This is a genomic window from Meiothermus sp., assembly GCF_025060375.1.
Lineage (GTDB): Bacteria > Deinococcota > Deinococci > Deinococcales > Thermaceae > Meiothermus.
Map to the genome: position 1 here is coordinate 1 of NZ_JANXCG010000075.1, position 16,945 is coordinate 16,945.

A 16,945-nucleotide genomic window follows, 5' to 3' on the forward strand; every position below is an offset into this window, starting at 1 on the left:
TTGGCGGCTTAGCGAATCGGACGACTGGGGCCTTTTGCTGGAAGGGCTTCAGGCGGTGAGGGAGCCTGAGGCGCTCTACTGCGCAGCCCAGATTTACCTGGCGGCGGGTCAACTGGAGGACGCCTTTGTCCTCCTGGAGGAGCTCCTGCACACAGATTTCAACCACCCGGCCTACCTACCGGGCTACGCCTTGGCCCGCTACGGCCAGCTTGCCGACGCCCTGGGCCAGCGCGAGCGGGCCTTGCGGGCCTACCAGGCGGTGCTCGGGCTTTCCTGGGCGCCGGCGGAGGCTCGGGAGATTGCCCTGGCCGGCCAGCGAAGCCCTTTCAGGCTGGGGTAGGCCGCTCAGGCCAGCTTACGCAGCAGCCGGGGTGGCCAGAAGCCCAAAAGCCGCATCTGTCCAGGTCTGGGGTGGCCCTCCAGGTGGGCCACCCCCCCCTTCTTGAAGGGAAAGGCATCCCCCTGGGGGCTTCCAACCAGCAACCAGGCGCACAGGCTGCCCAGCCAGGGCTCGTGCCCCACTAGGGCCACCGAGGAGCCTTCCAGCTCCTCGAGCAGGGCTTCGCCCGGTGGTTCGGCCAGGTGGGGGGTAACCCGGGTTTGGCCCTTCTCCAGCAGGGGGATCAGCAGCTCAGCGGTCTGCACCGCCCGCAGCTTGGGGCTGTGGTAGATGCGGTCGAAGCGAACCCCTAGGCGCTTTAGGCCCTGAACAGCGGCGCGGAACTTCTCCCTGCCCTCCTCGCTCAGCGGGCGTGCCTCGTCGGGTTGTCCTGGCTCGGCTTCCAGAGCAATGGCGTGGCGGACCAAGTAGAGCTCCATGACCCCATCCTATTCCAAGACGCAGGGCTGCTCCTCTTACTCCAGGCGGGGCCTCCAGGCAAGCTGCAGCTCCCGCTCAAAGGCCTGCTGGAAAAGCCCGGCCTGTTTTGCGGTTTCGGTCAGCTCCACCCAGGGCTCCTCCTGGGCCAGCAGGGTCAGCTTCACCTGTTGCGGCCCGATTTCCACCTCTAGCCCCTCCACCCTCCCCGCCCGGCTGCGCTCCAGGTACTCACTGATGCGGAGGATGGCAGCCAGGCGCAACAGCCGCTTGGTGTCCCCCTCCTGAAGGAGGGGTTTGTAGGCTCCGGGTTTGGGCTCCCCCTTGCGGTGGTAGCGCACCAGAAGGCCCAGCAGAGCCTGCTCTCGGTGGGTCAGGCCGGGAATGGCCTGGCTCATCACCAGGTACTCGCCGTGCTTGTGGTGGTCGTAGTAGCCGATGCTCATGCCAATGTCGTGCAGCAGGGCGGCCTCGTCAAGCAGGCGCTCCTCCTCCTGGTAGCCGTGTAGGGGCTTGAGTAGGCGGAAGAGCAGCCGGCAGAAGTGGCGTACCCGGGCGGTGTGGCCGTACTCCTGGGGGTAGCGGGCGAATAGGTTGCGGACGAAGAAGCCGCGCACATCGGGGAGCAGGTGGGGTGGGGGTAGAAAGGCTTCATAGAAGACCCCCTCGCGCAGCCCTTGGCCGGAGATGTAGAGCCCCTCCAGCCCGGCCTCGCGGAGCAGGGTGCGGTAGACCAATGCGCCGGCAACGATAACATCGGCGCGGTCGGCTTGGAGGCCCTCGAGCCGCCGCCGCTGCTCGGTGCTTCGGGCCAGCAAGAGCTCTACCACCCCTTCCAGCTCGTTCCGGGAGAGGTAGTAGCCGTGCAGAAGGTCGAGAGGATATCCTTGGCGGCGCTGGGCCAGCTTGGCCAGGTTGCGCACGGTCCCGCCCATCGCCACCAGGGGCCGGGGATGCTCTCGGAGGCGCTCTAGGGCGTCCTTCATCTCCTTCCGCACAAGGCGCTCGAGCTCCTCTACCTCGCCTTTTTTAGGGGGGTCGTTCCGCAGGAACCTCTCGGTCAGCCGCACCGCCCCCAGGGGGTAAGCCCGCCCCCACCGGTAATGGCGCCCTTCCATAGAGGAAAGCTGGGCGCTACCACCGCCCAGGTCCATCACCCAGGCCTCCTCCAGGGGGAAGGAGTTGGCCACCGCCAAAACCCCGTACCGGGCCTCCTCTTCCCCCGAGAGCACCCGCACCTGCAACCCGAGCTTTCGGACCTCCTGCAGGAATACCGGTCCGTTTTCGGCGTCGCGGCTGGCGCTCGTGGCAACCACCCTTAGCTCGTCCAGGTCGGTGGCTTGAGCAAAGTCGGCGTAGAGCCTAAGGGCTGAAAGCGCCCGCTGCATGCCCTGTTCGGTCAGCCGGTTCTGGGTGCCCAGCCCCTCGCCCAGGCGGACCGTTTCGCGGATTTCGTCCACCAGGCGGAAGTGCCGACCGGGTTCGTAGGCGTACACCACCAGGCGGGCTGTGCCGGAACCTAGGTCCACAATCCCAAGGCGTTGCACCGGCTTATCCTAGGGCTTGGGGATAGGAAGGCTCAAGGGCTTCTCCAGGGTCCGCTAGGGTTCGGGGAATCCCGGCCAGGCGCACTGCCCGGAGCCCACCCGCTTACTCCGGCTTTTTCAGTACCGCCCCCTCCCGCGCGCTGCTCACCAGGGCTGCGTATCGGGCGAACAGACCGCTTTTGTAGTGGGGTTTAGGGGGCTTCCAGACCTTGGCCCGCCGGGCCAGCTCCCTTTCTGAGACCTCCAGGTTCAAGACACCCTTGTCGCAATCGATGGAGATGATGTCGCCCTCTTCCACCAAGGCGATAGGCCCTCCTACCTGGGCTTCGGGGGCCACATGCCCAATCATCAAGCCGCGGGTGCCTCCGGAAAAGCGCCCATCGGTTACCAGCGCCACATAGGGCCCCAGCCCCTCGCCCACCAGGGCCGAGGTGACCGAGAGCATCTCGGGCATTCCCGGCGCCCCTTTGGGGCCCTCGTAGCGGATGACCACCACGTCGCCGGGCCTAATCTCCTTTCTCAAGACAGCCTTCATAGCGGCCTCTTCGCCGTTGAAGACCCGGGCTGGCCCCCGGAAGACCTTGGTTTCGGTGCCCACCAGCTTGAGCACCGCGCCCTCTGGGGCCAGGCTACCCTTCAAAACCCGCAGCCCGCCCTCTGGCTTGAAGGGGTTTTGCACGGTGGCCACAACCTTTTGTCCTTCGGTCTCCTTTGCGTTTTTGGTCTCTTCCCAGAGGGTCTTGCCGCTTACGGTCATCTGGTCGCCGTCTAGAACCCCTCCCTCGATTAGGCGGCGGATGACCAGGGGAATCCCCCCGGCCTCCCAAAGCTCCCATGCGGTGTACTGGCCCCAGGGGCGCATGTCGGCGATCACCGGGGTTTTTCGCGAAATTTTGTCGAACTCCTCTAGGGTGAGCTTGATTCCGGCTTCCTTGGCTACCGCCAGCAGGTGGAGCACCGCGTTGGTAGAGCCCCCCGTGGCCGCCACTGCCGCGATGGCGTTGGTAAAGCTCTTTTTGGTTAGGAAGCTTTTAGGGGTGCGGTTGTGCTTTATGGCGTCGGCCAGGATGTGCATGGCTCTCCGACCGGCCTCCTTCTTCTCCGGGGCCACTGCTGGAATGGCGTTGTAGCCGATGGGGGAGAAGCCCATTACCTCCAGCACCATGGCCATGGTGTTGGCGGTGTACTGACCCCCGCAGGCCCCGGGTCCTGGGATGGCGGTGCGCTCGACCTCGGCGAGTTCTTCTTCGGTGATTTTGCCCGCGGCGTACTGGCCCACCGCTTCAAAGACCGAGACGATGGTCTGCTTTTTCCCATTCAGGATGCCAGGGGCGATGGAGCCGCCGTAGAGCACCAGGCTGGGCACATCGGCCCGAATCACGCCCATCATGGCCCCAGGGTTGGTCTTGTCGCAGGCCACCAGCGCCACCATGCCGTCGTAGAGGTAGCCCTGGGCGATGAGCTCAATGGAATCGGCGATGACCTCGCGGCTCACCAGTGAGGCCCGCATGCCCACGGTGCCCATGCTGATGCCGTCGGAGATGGCTGGCGCGCCAAACTCGAAGGTCTGGAGGCCGGCTTCCTTAGCCCCAATCTTGAGGTCGGCGGCCAGGTCGCGTAGGTGGAAGTTGCAGGGCATGCCCTCGGTCCAGGTGTTCACAATGCCCACCCAGGGAATCTTGAACTCCTCGTCGCCGATGCCCACTGCGCGGAGCATGGCTCGAGCAGGGGCTTGTTTAGGGCCTTTCTTGATGATGTCAGAACGCATGGCTACCTCACAAGGATACGGGCTTCTACCCCAGAGGGGGTTTTGGCGGGCTTTGCTGGCAGAATTTTACCAGCTCCGGGCGCCCAGCAGGATTCCGTGCTGCCCCAGGGGTCAGGCGGCCACCTTGCGGAAGGCTGCGATCACCTGCTGGGTAAAGCCCTGGGTGGTGGCCTTTCCGCCCAAGTCGGGGGTGGGGTTTTGGGCCAGGGCCTGGGCCACCGCTTCCTCTACCTGGCGGGCTACCTCGGGGCGATTCAGGGCGTAGGTGAGGAGCATGGCCGCCGACAGGATGGCCGCGGTAGGGTTGGCGATGCCCTTGCCGGCGATATCCGGAGCCGAGCCGTGGACGGGTTCGAAAAGCGGGGTCCTCTCGCCTAGGCTGGCCGAGGGCAGCAGGCCCAGCGAGCCGGGCAGCACGCTGGCCAGGTCGGAGAGGATGTCGCCGAAGATGTTGCCGGTCACCACCACGTCAAAGCGGCTGGGTCGGGTGACCAGGTGCATGGCCATGGCGTCCACATACTGGTGCTCCAGGGCCACATCGGGATACTCCCGGTGTACCTCCTCCACGGTTTTGCGCCAGAACTCCCCTACCTCGAGCACGTTGGCCTTGTCCACGCTGCAGACCCGCTTGGCGCGTTTGCGGGCCGCTTCAAAGGCCACCCGGGCGATGCGCTCTACCTCGAGCCTGCTGTAGCGTTCGGTGTTCCAAGCTTCGGCCTCGCTCATGCCGCGGGGCTCCCCGAAGTAAATCCCGCCGGTCAGCTCGCGGATGACCAGCACGTCCACCCCCCGGGCGATCTCGGGTTTGAGCGGCGAGAGGTGCTCGAGGCCGGGTAGCACCCTGGCCGGGCGCAGGTTGGCGAAAAGCCCGTGGGCTTTGCGCAGGGCCAGAAGGCCGGTTTCGGGCCGCAGGTGCCGGGGCACCTCATCCCACCTGGGGCCCCCGATGGCCCCCAGCAGGATGGCGTCAGCCGCGAGGCAGCCCCTTCGGGTTGCCTCGGGGAAGGGTTCGCCGTGGGCGTCGATGGCGTTGCCGCCGAAGGGGAAGGCCTCAAACACGAGCCCCAGGCCAAACACCTCGTCGGCAGCCTTCAAAACCTCTACCGCGGCGTAGGTGACCTCAGGGCCAATGCCATCACCAGGGAGGAGCGCAATCTTAGGCATAGGCGGCCTCCCTAGCTGAGGGTAGCCCTGGGCAGGCGGGCGTGGGCCTCTTCGATTAGGTCGCTGGCCTCGAGCAGGTCAGCGATGGGGTCCCAGCGTCCCTCCACCAGGGCTTTTTGGGCGGTGGGGGGCAGGTTTACCTTGAAGGCCTTGTCGGCGTAGCGCACCTCGAGCCGCTCCACGTCCACCGTGACTATAAGGTTTGGGTCCTCCTCAATTGCCCGAGCCAAGGCGGCTATGTCGGCCTTGGGGGCGGTCACGCAGGGCATGGAGAGGGTGGTGGCGTTGCCAAAGAAAATCTCGGCGAAGCTCTCCCCCACCAAGGCCCGGAAGCCTGCCCGGTAGATGGCTTGCGGCGCGTGCTCACGAGAGGAACCGCAACCAAAGTTAGCCCCTACCAGCATGATGCGCGCCCCTTTGAAGCGGGGGTCGTTCAGGGGGTGGGGTTTTTCTGAACCGTCTGGATTGAATCGCTCGTCGTAGAACAGGGCTTCGCCCAGCCCGTCGAAGGTGACCACCTTCAGGTAGCGGGCTGGGGTGATGCGGTCGGTGTCGATGTCGTCACCCGGCAGATACACGGCACGCCCGGAAACTTGCTTGATCGCTTCTAAAGGCATCTTCCCTCCTCAGCGAGCCTCATCGTCTCGGTCTCCCCTGAAGCCCCTCGAGATGCTCCATACCCCTGCTAGCGCGGCTGCCGAGACCACCAGGAACCCGAGGGTGAAAACCAGCCAGGCCCCTGCGGGGTTGCTGGGGAGGCTCTGGTACCAAAGCGCCAGCGTAACCAAGGAAAGGAGCACCGAGAGGACCACCAGGCCCAGACCAAGCAGGATGCGGCTCATGGTATTCGGTCTTCCCCGTAGCCCTTTACGCCCCTACCAGTTCGGCTCCAAACACTTCCCTTGCGTCGCTGATACGGCCCGTGACCGCTGCTGCCACCACCATCACCGGGCTCATCAGCACCGTGCGGCCGGTGGCGCTGCCCTGGCGGCCCTTGAAGTTGCGGTTGGAGCTGGAAGCGCAGAGCTCATCGCCCACCAGCCGGTCGGGGTTCATCGCCAGGCACATGCTGCACCCAGCCCCGCGCCACTCGAACCCAGCCTCGCGGAAGATGTCGGCGATGCCCTCTTCCTCACATTGCTTGGCCACCTGTTGTGAGCCCGGTACGGCAATGGCCCGCACCCCAGGGGCTACCTTGCGGCCCTTGAGGTACTTGGCGGCCTCCCGGAAGTCGGAGATGCGGCCGTTGGTACAGCTTCCCAGGAAGGCCACATCGACCTTCACGCCTTTGATGGGCTGACCGGGCTTGAGCTTCATGTGGGCCAGGGCTTCCTCAATGGCCGCCCGCTGCGGCTCGGGGTAGTGGGCAGGGTCAGGCACCCGCTCGTCGATGGCGCAGCCTTGGCCGGGGTTGATGCCCCAGGTTACGGTAGGGGCGATGTCCTCAGCCCGTATGTTGACCACATCGTCGTAGTGGGCGTCGGGGTCGGAGGCCAGGGCCTTCCAGCGTTCCACTGCCCTGTCCCATGCCTCACCCTTGGGGGCGTAGGGGCGGCCTTTGAGGTAGTCAAAGGTGGTCTGGTCGGGGTTGACGTAGCCGATGCGGGCACCTCCTTCAATGCTCATGTTGCAGACGGTCATGCGCTCTTCCATGCTGAAGCGGTCGAAGACGCTGCCGCCGTACTCGTAGGCGTAGCCGATGCCCCCGTTGACCCCCAGGGTTCTGATGATGTGCAGGATGACGTCCTTGGCGTAGACCCCAGGACCCAGCCGGCCGTCCACGTTGATGCGCCGCACCTTGAGCTTGCTCACCGCCATGGTCTGGGTGGCGAGCACATCGCGCACCTGCGTGGTGCCAATGCCGAAGGCGATGGCGCCAAAGGCCCCGTGGGTGGAGGTGTGGGAGTCGCCGCAGGCGATGGTCATGCCGGGTTGGGTGATGCCGTTTTCTGGTCCAATTACGTGCACAATCCCCTGCCGGCCCGAGGTCACATCGAAAAAGGTGATGCCGTGCTCGGCAACGTTTTTGCGCAGATGGCGGATCATCTCGTCGGCCTGCGGGTCCTCAAAGGGCTCTGCAAGGGAGTGGGTTGGGACGATGTGGTCCACTGTGGCAAAGGTCCGCTCAGGGTAGCGCACCTTGAGGCCCAGGTCCCGCAGCATCCCGAAGGCCTGCGGGCTTGTCACCTCGTGAATGAGGTGGACATCGATGAAGAGCTGGGTCTGTCCGTTGGGCAGTGTGCGGAGGGCGTGGGCCTCCCAGACTTTTTCATACAAGCTCTTTCCCATCTTGCTCTCCTGGATGCCGAAAGACCCCAGAGCCTACCCCGGGGTCTTGCGCCACAGCAGCCAGACCCCTAGCGGGGGGCTAGCCGATGTGGTTGTACCGCCTGCGACATCGGGGCCAGTATAACTTTTGGTATACCAAAAGTCAAGCCTCCGGTTCGGCATGGGCGCTTCGGGAAAACTGTGGGCTCGAGAATCGGCCGGAAGTTTAGACTGTATGGGGTGAAGAAGCGAAAGAGGGTCTTGCACGCCCCTGACCAGGTCCATCTAGACTCGCCGGTGATGCCTGAGGGTGCCGCCCGCTGGGTTTCTCCGGAGGCGAGCTGGCTTTCCTTCAACCGCCGGGTGCTGGAGCAGACCTGCCGGCCGGACTTCCCCCTTCTGGAGCGGCTCCGCTTCCTGGCCATCTGGGCCAGCAACATGGACGAGTTCTTCGCCGCCCGCATCTCCCGCCTTTTCGCTGAAGAGCGGGGTAGCCCAGAATACCGGGCTGTTTTGGCTGAGGCCCAGAGCCAGTCTGAGGAGGCATCCCGGCTTTACCGCGAGTTTTTGAAGTCTTTGGAGAACCTTCACATTCACATTTTGGAGCCCTCCCAGCTTACCCGGGCCGAGCAGCAGTACTTTGGGGCTTACCTGGCTGAAGAGGTGGCCCCGCTGACCGACCTCATCGAGCCCGAGGCCCTCTCTGACCTTTCCAGCCAGGCCCTGTACCTGGCCTCTGGGGAAGGGCGCTTGCAGTACCTCATTCGCCTGCCCCAAAGCTTGCCCCGGCTGTTGCCGGTGCCGGGCCGGGAGGGGGGGTTCGTACGGCTTGGGGCCTTGGTTCGGATGCGCAGCGACCTCTTCCTGCCCACCCCGGGTAGACCCCCCCTCTTTGAGTTTCGTCTGATCCGCTTGGCCCAGCTTGCCCGTTCTCGCGCGGATTGGGATGAGCTTCCCGAAGCCCTGGAGGAGCGGCTGGACGGCCAGGTGAGCCACCTCGAGCTGGAGGAAGACTTTCCTCACCCTTGGGCCGAGCGGCTGCAGATGGCCCTGGGCCTCCTCCCCGAGGAGGTTTTCCGCCTTCCCCCCCCCCTTGACCTGAGCTTTGTGTCTACCCTGGTGGGCCAGGGGCCAGAAGGGGAGAGGTTTAGGCCCTTGGCACCCAAAAGGCCCAAGGGGTTTGGCAAGGACCCCTGGGGCTACCTGAACCGGCGCGACCTGGTTCTCTACCACCCCTTTGAGGACTACAGCGCGGTGGAGGCCTTTGTGGAAGTGGCGGCCCGGGACCCCAAGGTGGAGGCCCTCAGGGCCACGCTCTACCGGATTGGCGAGGAGAACAACCTCGCTGCCTCCTTGATCCGGGCGGCCAGGGCAGGCAAGGATGTGGCGGTGCTGCTGGAGGGCCGGGCCCGCTTTGATGAGCTGGCCAACCTCGAGTGGAGCCTGCGCTTTTCCGGGGCAGGGGTACGGGTGTTGCCCTTACCGGAGAAAAAGGTCCACGCCAAGGCCCTGTACGTGCGTCGGGCAGGGCATGCCTACGTTCACCTGGGTACCGGTAACTACAACCCACTCAACGGCCGGCTCTACACCGACCTCTCCCTCTTTACCGCCCACCCCGCCCTAACCGCAGATGTGTGGGCCTTTTTTGAGGCCCTGGAGGCCCGGAAGCCCCCAGCGCTTTCCATCTTGCGAACGGCATCGGGCATACGCGAGCTGCTCCTGGAGGGGATTGCGGGGGAGGCCCATGGGAAAGGCGAAATCATCCTCAAGTTCAACCACCTGACCGACCCGGCTGTGCTGCAGGCCTTAGAGGAGGCGCTGCGGCGGGGGGCGCGGGTGCATTTGATTGTCCGCAGCACCCTTACCACCCTTTGGGAAGGGGCCGATGTGCGAAGCCTGGTGGGGCGGTTTTTGGAGCACGCCCGCATCGCCGCTTTTAGGAATAGGGGCAAGTGGCGCATCTGGGCTGGAAGTGCCGACGCCATGCCCCGCAACCTTGACCGCCGCTATGAGCTTTTCTTTCCCATACTAAATGGCCGGGCCAAGCGCAAGGTGTTGGAGATTCTAAGGGCCCAGCTCGCCGACGACCGCAACACCTACATCCTCACCCCAGGTGGCCAGAAGCGGTGCTGGGGGGGTAAGCACGATGCCCAGCGCTGGGAGTAGCATGGGCGTATGCGCGTTCTCTCCTCTGACCAAAACGGCCTGCGGCTGCTTACCCTAAACGACCCTAGCCGCCGCAACCCCCTCTCGCCTGAGTTGGTTCGGGGGCTGCTGGAAGCCCTGGAGGCTGCCGAGGGGGATAGAGGGGTGCGGGCAGTGGTGCTCACCGGGGCTGGTCCGGCGTTCAGCGCAGGGGCCGACCTGGAATTCCTGAAGGGCGTGACCCAGGCAGGGGCAGAGGCCAACTACGCTCACTCCAAGGAGCTGATGAGGCTGTTTCACCGGCTCTACACCTTTCCCAAGCCCACCGTGGCCGCGGTCAATGGGCCGGCGGTGGCCGGGGGAGCAGGCCTGGCGGTGGCTTGCGACCTGGTGGTCATGAGCGAGGAGGCGAGCCTGGGCTACACCGAGGTTAAGATTGGCTTTGTGGCGGCCCTGGTGGGGGTGGTTTTGCTGCGCACCGTGGGCGAGAAGCACGCCAAGGAGCTGCTCCTCACCGGAAGGCTGATCCCCGCGCAGGAGGCCTATAGAATGGGTCTGGTGAACCGGGTGGTGCCCCCTGGGCAGGTCCTGGACGAGGCCTTGGCGCTGGCAAGGGAGGTAGCGGCCAATGCGCCCACTTCCCTTCGCCTCACCAAGGAGCTGTTGCACGCAATTCCCGGAATGGGCTTGGAGGACGGCTTCCGGCTGGCCGCCCTGGCCAACGCCTGGGTACGTGAGACGGGGGATTTGGCCGAAGGAATCGCGGCCTTTTTTGAGAAGCGGCCGCCTCGTTTCTGAGCTAGCGTTTTCTGAGGGCCCGCAGCCGCTCGGCGGCCTCGGCGGCGCTGATTTGGCCTCTTTCCAGCCTGGAGAGAATCTCCTCTTTCTCCACCTGCGACTCCTCCTCGTAGCCCAATGCCCTGAGCAGGCCCTCGAGCCGGGCCCGCACTGTGGGGTATGAAAGCCCCAGAATTCGCTCCACCTCCTTCAGGTTGCCCCGCACCTTGAGGTAGAGCCTTAGGAATTCCAGGTGCTCTGGGGTCAGAAGGGCAAACTCGTTGGGCCAGAAGGTCCCTTTGACCTCGGTGTGGCAGTCTGGGCACCTCAGGCCGGTTATCTGTAGGCGCCCGCTACAGGCTGGGCACCGGGCAGGAGGGGAGAGGGTCTGCATCTGGAAGCTCCGTTTACCAGAGGCCAAGCCGAACCTCTACGCCTTTTGGGATTGGGGACTTCACCTTTGCTTCTACCAGGACGAAAGGGGGCATCCTGCGAAGCTCTTCGGCGGAGAAAAGGGTCTCCAGAAGGGCAAAACGGCGGTCCTGCCCCCAGCGAGGTGTTCGGGCCGCCACCTTCAGCAGGAGCCTAAGGCCGCTCAACGGGACAAGCAGAAACACCATTGGAACCCCCCCCAGCCGCACCCAGAAGTACACGAACCGGGGGCGTGGAAGCGGCCAGAGGATGGTGCGGCCCCTGGGTTTCATCGGTCCCTCTCAGACGACCTCAATGACCACCTGCGTGGGTTTTTTGCTTTCGGATTCGCTGACTTCCATATCCACCAGACGCCCTTCGGGCAGGTCGTTTTTGAGCATGTCCAACAGGCCGGAAATCTCAATTCCCTGGGCGCTGAGCTGCTCTTTGGCCTCAGGAGGGATGAAGTGGGCGGCGAACCTAGCCAAAGAGACGGGCAGGTTCACCTTTACCCTCACCTCTTCGCTGTCTATCGCAATCCGCAACATTTTGGCGGCGCCTTTGGAGTTTGAGGAGGTGTAGACGTCAGAATTTTGAATCGCCTCGAGCAGCTGGAGGGCCTCTTGAAGCGAGACCTTGCCCTCCTTGAACATCAGCATAATCCGTTCCTTGTCGCTCATGCTTCCCTCGCCTGTACCTCCAGGTTGCCCATTCGCACCCAGACCTCAAGCTGGGCCCGGCCCTCCTCCAGAGGGAAACCCTGCCCGGGGCGAGGAGCCGGTTCCCCTTGGCCCTTTGCGGATGGGTGGGCCTCGGGGCTTTGAGCGGGCGGATATGGGAACATGGCGGGTTCCCCTGGTAGAATGTAAACCAGGTGATCAATATTTGTCAAGCTGTGATTTACACTATCTAAACATGCGCTTTCCAGAGTTCCCCAAGTAGGGCTTCAAAGCGCTCAATTCGCCTCAGCAGCACCCTCATGCCTTCCCACCAGAACTCCTCCGAGGCCAGGTCGAAGCCGAAGCGGGCGGCCAGCTCCTCGGCGCGGTGCTTGCCCACCGAGGCCAGAAGTGCTTTGTAGTGGGGGAGAAAGCTCTGCCCTTCGCTCAAGTACCTCTGGTAGAGGGCTAGGCCGAAGAGCAGCCCGAAGGCGTAGGGGAAGTTGTAGAAGTTCGCCCCGTAGTAATGCCCCTTGACTGCCCACATATACGGGTGGTAGGTGGCCAGGGCCTCGCCGTAGGTGGCCCTTTGAGCCTCGAGCATGAGGTCGCAGAATTCCTCCGGAAGCAGCTCCCGGTTGCGTCGTTTGGCGAAAACCGCCCGCTCAAACAGAAAGCGCGAGTGGATGTCCACGATGACCTGCGCTGCGCTTTGCAGACTGCCCTCCAGGACCCCAAGCTGCTCGGCGGGAGGGAGGGTTTTTAGGGCCGCCTCGCCAATCACCGTTTCGTTCATGATGGAGGCAGTCTCGGCCAGGGTCATGGGGCCTTTCCGGAGCAGGTAGGGCACCTCCCGCAGGCAGTGGTTGTGGTAGGCATGGCCCAGCTCGTGGGCCAGGGTAGAGACCGACTCGTAACTGTCCTCGTGGTTGAGGAGAATGCGCGAGGCCCCCCGGCCAACTGGCATGCAGTAGGCCCCTCCCGTTTTGCCCTTGCGCGGGGGCGCGTCCAGCCAGCGCTCATCAAAAGCCTGCCGAGCTAGGGCCGCGGCCTCGGGAGAGAACTGGGCCAGGTGGCCGAGGATGAAGGAACGCCCCTCCTCCCAGCTCCAGCGCCTTGGGCTCCCTCCAGGGACCTGTAGGGGAGCAAAGAGGTCCCACCAGTCTAGCTGGGGCTTGCCCAGGGCCCTGGCCTTGGCCGCGAAGTAGCGCCGCCAGTAGGGAAAGCTCGCCACCATCACACTTTGCAGGGCCTCGAGGGTCTTGCGCTGAATCCGGTTTTCAAAGAGGGCCGGAGCCAGATCGTCCTCCCAGCCGCGCCGCCGGTTCAGGGTGGAAACCTCCCCTTTGTAGCCGTTTAGGGCTGCAGAGAGGGGAATTCGGTGGGCCTCCCAGGCCTGCAACTCGGCCTGGTAAGCCGCCTTGCGCACGGACTCCTCGGGGTGCATAGCCAGGTTGCGAACCGCAGAGATGGGCAGCTCTTCCCCATTTACCCTGGCGGTAATCTGGCTGGTCAGGTGGGTGTGCAGCTTGACCCAGGCCCTTCCCCCGCAGAGGGAGAGCTCGGCGGCCAGGGTCTCCTCGGGTTCGGACATCATGTGCGCGGCCTGGATGCGGGCCTCCTCGAGGAGGAGCCGGTACTCACCCGCCTGCACCTCCTCGGGGTCTAGCTCTGCCAGCCAGCGCTGTAGCCGGGGGCGTAGCTTTTGGAACTCCAAATAGACCAGTTCCAGCTCGGATAGCCGGGCCCGGGCCGCCGAGTCCGCGCTGTTGCTGTCTACCCGCATCACCAGGTAGGCGTACAGCGGGCCGAGGGTGTCCCCAAAGGCGTTGAGCCGGTCGACAAGCTCCAGGAAGGTTCCGCGGTCCTTGGCTGTCCCCTCCTTTCCGATGCGGTGGGTTTCCATAAAGCCGCGCAGCTCGGCAAGCTGTGCCTCTACCTGCTGCCAGGTGCGCAAGAAGGCCTCGGATTCTAGGCCAGGGAACAGCGAGTCTAGGTCCCAGGTAGGCAGCTCGGAAGTGGTTGCGCTCATAGCCGGAGTATACGACGGCGCTTCACACAATTCCCTCCCCTAAGCGGATAGACTAAAGCCCGTGTACGCCTTTTTTCAGGCGCTGCGCTCCTTGCGTCAGCACCTCACCAGCAGCCTGGCCACCTTTTCCACGGCTTTGGTCTCCTTCACCCTGCTTTTTTTGCTGGGCCTGGTGCTTTGGAACCTGGATCGGGTGGTGGCGTCCCTCGAGCGCGAGCTGGAGGTGGCGGCCTTCTTGAGACCGGGGGCTGCCCCTGAGGCCCTTCTCAGCCAGATCAGGTCCTGGCCCGAGGTGAGCGAGGTGCGGCTTCAGACCAAGGAAGAGGCCTTGGCCTTGCTGCAGCTCGACTACCCCTATCTGGCCCAGGCCCGGGAGTTCATCCAAAACCCGCTGCCCGACACCCTGCGCATCCGGCTCTCGGACCCCCAGGCGGTGCGTGAGGTGGGCCGGCGGGTGGCCCGGTTGGAGGGGGTGGAGGGGGTGGAGTACGGGGGGGCCCTTACCGAAGGGCTCGTGCGGGTGCTCTTCGGGTTGCGGGTGGCGGTCAACGTGCTGATTGCCCTGCTGCTCCTGAACACCCTCTTCAGCGTGATGAGCACCATCCGGCTCTCCATAGAGAATCGCCGGGAGGAGCTTCGGGTGATGCAGCTCGTGGGGGCTACTCGACGCTTTGTCCAGGGGCCTTTTGTGGTGGAAGGGGCCCTGCTCACCCTGGGCGCGGGGGTGCTGGCGCTGGGTTTGGGGGTGGTCTCGTACCGCTTCCTGGCCGGGGCGCTTCAGAACCTGTTGCCCTTCGTTCCGGTGCTGGCGCAGGAGGATTTGGTGCAGGCTGGGCTGGCCCTGTTGCTCCTGGCCCTGCTCCTGGGGACGCTGGGGGCCTATCTGGCCAGCCGGGTCCACCTACGGGAGACCGACCTATGAAGGCTTGGGGGTGGGTGGGGGTTTTGCTGCTGGGTGTCGGCCTGGGACTGGCCCAGCCTAGCCTGGACGAGCTAAGGCGCCAGGCCCAGGAAAACCAACGTCTTCAGCAGCTTCAGCGGCAGCGCATTGAACAGCTTAACCGTGAGCTGGCCAACCTAGATGCAGCCACCCAGCAGCAGCTGGCTGAACTGAGGCGGTTGGAAGGGGAGATCACCCGGCTCGAGCGGGAGCGGGCTGAGCTGACCCGGCAGATTGGCCTCCTCGAGGCCCAAAAGGAGCAGGCCGAGGCCAGGATTGCTGGCTTGCAGAAGGAGTTGGAGGGCCTGCAAGCTCGGCTTTCGGCCCTGCTGCAAAGCCTGCACCGCGAGCGGGCAGGGCGCTACTTGCCCCTGCTCAGGGCTGAATCGTTCACCGACCTCGCGGTGCGCAGCCGCTGGGTGGGTATGTTGGGACAACACCAGACCGACCTGATGGAGCGCATCCGGAGCACCGTGCGCCGGCTCGAGGAGGAGCAGCAGCGGCTGGAGCTCCTGGTCAGGACCCTCACCGAGCGCCGGGCTGAGCGTCAGGGGCGTATTGCTGCCCTAGCCCAGAACCGCCAGGCGGTGCGGCTTACCCTGGCCCGCCTGCAGGCCCAGCGAGCTGGCCGGCAGATCATTCTGCGGGAAACCCTCCAGGCCCAGGCCCAGCTCCAGGCCGAGCTAAGGGTGTTGCAGGGCCGGATTTCGGCCGAGCTGCGCCGGATTGCCGAGGAGCGTCGCCGGGAGGAGGAGCGCCGCCGCCGCGAGGCTGAGGAGCGCCGGCGTAGAGAACTGGTGGCTCAGCGGGAACGGGAGCTTCAGGTGCGGCGGGAACAGGAGGAGGTGCCCGTGCCCCGTGAGCTTGTCGGTGCCCTGATGTTTCCGCTGCGGGGTGGGCGCGTGGCTGAGGCCTATGGTTACCTGGGCAACGATTGGCAGACCCTGCAAGGGGACGGTCCCTCGAGCCCCATTGTGGCCGCGGCGGATGGGGTGGTGATGGACAGCCTTTTTATCGCCAACCTGGGCTACACCCTCACCATCCGGCACTCGGAGCGGATGGCCACCCAGTACGTCAACGTACTGGAACCCCAGGTGGCCGTGGGGCAGCGGGTCAGCCAGGGGCAGCTCATCGGCTACACTGGGGGCGGTGTCTTAATTCCAAGCGACCGGATGTGGTTCAGGGTGATCTTCATTGATGAGAACGGAAACTTCCGCTATGTGGACCCCTCGCGCTACTACTAGGGGGTGCGTATGTGGGGCAGCAGTGCGGCGCGGAGGGTAGGGTGGCTGGAGGTCCAGTTGAAAAGAGGACGGGCAAAAGGGCTCTGCACAATGCCCTCCTTGACCGCGACGGGCATCCGCTCAGAGGGGTAGCGCAGGGCCCCTGTGGAGGCCACGAACTCGCTGGGAAAGCTGACCCAGATGGTGCAGGCCAGGAACAGACCCCACAGGAACCCCCCTACCCCGCCCACCAGGCCCTCCAGGGTGGGTGAGAGGGGAGGGAGGGGGATGAACTGGGCCAGGTAAGCCGCGAAGAGCCCCAGGACCAGGGCTAGGAGGGGTAGGCCCCAGGGGGTCAGCACGGACCCCGCCAGGAGGACGAGTAGCCCATAGAGCACCAAGGCCCCTACCAGGGCCAAGGTGAAATGGGCCCCTCGGCGGATTCCCAGGGCTAGGGCGGCCGAGAGGACCAGCAGTGCCATCAGGTCGAGCCAGCTCAGCATCAGACCGAAGTATACCCACCTGCAGGGTTCGTTAGGGCTGGTTTTGACCAAAACCGCTCAGCGGCGAATGGCGTAGCCCTTCTCTTCCAGACCGGCGAAAATTCGCTGCATGAAGCTGTCGGTCTCGGGGTCGGTTAGGGTGCGCTCGGGGTGGCGGAAGGCTAGGTGAAAGGCCAAACTCTTCTGGCCGGTTGCCAGGGGCTTCCCCCGGTACACGTCAAAGACCTCTAGCTTCTCCAGGTACGGCCCTGCGTGGGCGCGGATGAGCCCTTCTACCTCCGCGTAGGGAACGCTTTCGGGAACAACCACCGCCAGGTCCCGCAGGTTGGCTGGGTGGCGGGGCATGTCCCGGAAGAGGGTCTCCCCCTTGGGCAACGGCAGGCTCAGCTCAAAGAGGAAGACCCCTGAGGGCAGCTCGAGGTCTTCTGCGATGGCCGGGTGCAGGGCGCCGATGTGCCCGACCGGCGCGTTGTTCCAGTAGACCACCCCGCTGATGCCGGGGTGCAGGTGGGGAAAGGCCTGCTTCTCAACCCTTACCTGGCTACCCAGGCCCTGCGCGGCGGTCTCCAGGAGGCCCTTGAGGGCGAAAAACCCACCCACCCGCCCCCGCTGCCAGCGTCCCGCCACCACCGCGCCCAGGAGGAGGGCGCCAAGGTGTGGGGGTTCGGTGGGGTGGAAGACCCGCCCCACC

Annotated in this window: 17 protein-coding genes and 1 pseudogene; 5 read left to right on the forward strand and 13 right to left on the reverse strand. The window is 64.8% G+C overall.

Translation table 11 applies throughout. The features are described 5' to 3' along the window. On the forward strand, window positions 1-340 hold a 340-nt coding region (locus NZ849_RS09160), incomplete at its 5' end, for a tol-pal system YbgF family protein (RefSeq protein ID WP_367182966.1). Window positions 341-345: 5 nt separating this feature from the next. Here the strand turns inward: NZ849_RS09160 and sixA are convergent. The 7 genes from sixA to leuC form a co-directional block, all read right to left on the reverse strand. After that, window positions 346-819, reverse strand: a complete 474-nt coding sequence (sixA, locus tag NZ849_RS09165; RefSeq protein WP_295406340.1) for a phosphohistidine phosphatase SixA — start codon at window positions 817-819, stop codon at window positions 346-348. A gap of 36 nt (window positions 820-855) precedes the next feature. Further along, window positions 856-2,364: a Ppx/GppA phosphatase family protein gene (locus NZ849_RS09170; RefSeq protein WP_295406342.1), complete on the reverse strand. Its 1,509-nt coding sequence runs from the start codon at window positions 2,362-2,364 to the stop codon at window positions 856-858. 103 nt (window positions 2,365-2,467) lie between these two features. Beyond that, window positions 2,468-4,132 (reverse strand): dihydroxy-acid dehydratase, encoded by a 1,665-nt coding sequence (gene ilvD / locus NZ849_RS09175; protein ID WP_295406344.1) that lies wholly within the window; start codon window positions 4,130-4,132, stop codon window positions 2,468-2,470. Between the two features lie 111 nt (window positions 4,133-4,243). Continuing rightward, window positions 4,244-5,296: a 3-isopropylmalate dehydrogenase gene (gene leuB / locus NZ849_RS09180; protein WP_295406345.1), complete on the reverse strand. Its 1,053-nt coding sequence runs from the start codon at window positions 5,294-5,296 to the stop codon at window positions 4,244-4,246. Window positions 5,297-5,307: 11 nt separating this feature from the next. Further along, window positions 5,308-5,913 (reverse strand): 3-isopropylmalate dehydratase small subunit, encoded by a 606-nt coding sequence (gene leuD, locus NZ849_RS09185; RefSeq protein WP_295406347.1) that lies wholly within the window; start codon window positions 5,911-5,913, stop codon window positions 5,308-5,310. Window positions 5,914-5,922: 9 nt separating this feature from the next. Next, window positions 5,923-6,138, reverse strand: coding sequence for a hypothetical protein (locus NZ849_RS09190; protein WP_295406349.1), 216 nt, complete (start codon window positions 6,136-6,138; stop codon window positions 5,923-5,925). 25 nt (window positions 6,139-6,163) lie between these two features. Beyond that, window positions 6,164-7,585, reverse strand: a complete 1,422-nt coding sequence (gene leuC / locus NZ849_RS09195) for a 3-isopropylmalate dehydratase large subunit (protein ID WP_295406351.1) — start codon at window positions 7,583-7,585, stop codon at window positions 6,164-6,166. 279 nt (window positions 7,586-7,864) lie between these two features. Between leuC and NZ849_RS09200 the strand changes: the two genes are divergently transcribed. Continuing rightward, a complete protein-coding gene (locus tag NZ849_RS09200; RefSeq protein ID WP_295406366.1) occupies window positions 7,865-9,730 on the forward strand; it encodes a polyphosphate kinase in 1,866 nt (621 codons plus the stop codon). A 9-nt stretch (window positions 9,731-9,739) separates the two neighbouring features. Further along, the gene (locus NZ849_RS09205; protein ID WP_295406352.1) at window positions 9,740-10,507 is read left to right on the forward strand and encodes an enoyl-CoA hydratase/isomerase family protein; all 768 of its coding nucleotides are present in this window, start codon (window positions 9,740-9,742) and stop codon (window positions 10,505-10,507) included. Window position 10,508: 1 nt separating this feature from the next. Here the strand turns inward: NZ849_RS09205 and NZ849_RS09210 are convergent, their stop codons facing one another. From NZ849_RS09210 to NZ849_RS09225, 4 genes are all read right to left on the reverse strand, one after another. Beyond that, on the reverse strand, window positions 10,509-10,880 hold the full coding sequence (locus tag NZ849_RS09210) for a DUF2089 domain-containing protein (protein WP_295406368.1): 372 nt from the start codon (window positions 10,878-10,880) through the stop codon (window positions 10,509-10,511). Between the two features lie 13 nt (window positions 10,881-10,893). Further along, complete coding sequence (locus NZ849_RS09215) at window positions 10,894-11,190, reverse strand: hypothetical protein (protein ID WP_295406354.1); 297 nt, start codon at window positions 11,188-11,190, stop codon at window positions 10,894-10,896. Window positions 11,191-11,199: 9 nt separating this feature from the next. Continuing rightward, entirely contained in the window at window positions 11,200-11,577 is a 378-nt protein-coding gene (locus NZ849_RS09220) for a hypothetical protein (RefSeq protein ID WP_295406356.1), read from the reverse strand. A 229-nt stretch (window positions 11,578-11,806) separates the two neighbouring features. After that, window positions 11,807-13,588 (reverse strand): M3 family oligoendopeptidase, encoded by a 1,782-nt coding sequence (locus tag NZ849_RS09225; RefSeq protein WP_295406357.1) that lies wholly within the window; start codon window positions 13,586-13,588, stop codon window positions 11,807-11,809. A gap of 61 nt (window positions 13,589-13,649) precedes the next feature. Between NZ849_RS09225 and NZ849_RS09230 the strand changes: the two genes are divergently transcribed. Then, the gene (locus tag NZ849_RS09230; RefSeq protein WP_295406360.1) at window positions 13,650-14,510 is read left to right on the forward strand and encodes a permease-like cell division protein FtsX; all 861 of its coding nucleotides are present in this window, start codon (window positions 13,650-13,652) and stop codon (window positions 14,508-14,510) included. After that, a complete protein-coding gene (locus NZ849_RS09235) occupies window positions 14,507-15,772 on the forward strand; it encodes a peptidoglycan DD-metalloendopeptidase family protein (protein ID WP_295406362.1) in 1,266 nt (421 codons plus the stop codon). Before NZ849_RS09230 ends, NZ849_RS09235 begins: the two co-directional genes overlap by 4 nt. Here the strand turns inward: NZ849_RS09235 and NZ849_RS09240 are convergent. Together NZ849_RS09240 and NZ849_RS09245 are read right to left on the reverse strand one after the other, a co-directional pair. Next, entirely contained in the window at window positions 15,769-16,254 is a 486-nt protein-coding gene (locus NZ849_RS09240) for a hypothetical protein (protein ID WP_295406364.1), read from the reverse strand. The two genes, NZ849_RS09235 and NZ849_RS09240, sit on opposite strands and share 4 nt — an antisense overlap. 57 nt (window positions 16,255-16,311) lie before the next feature. Beyond that, a pseudogene (locus NZ849_RS09245) lies at window positions 16,312-16,945 on the reverse strand (phenylalanine--tRNA ligase subunit beta); the annotation flags it as partial.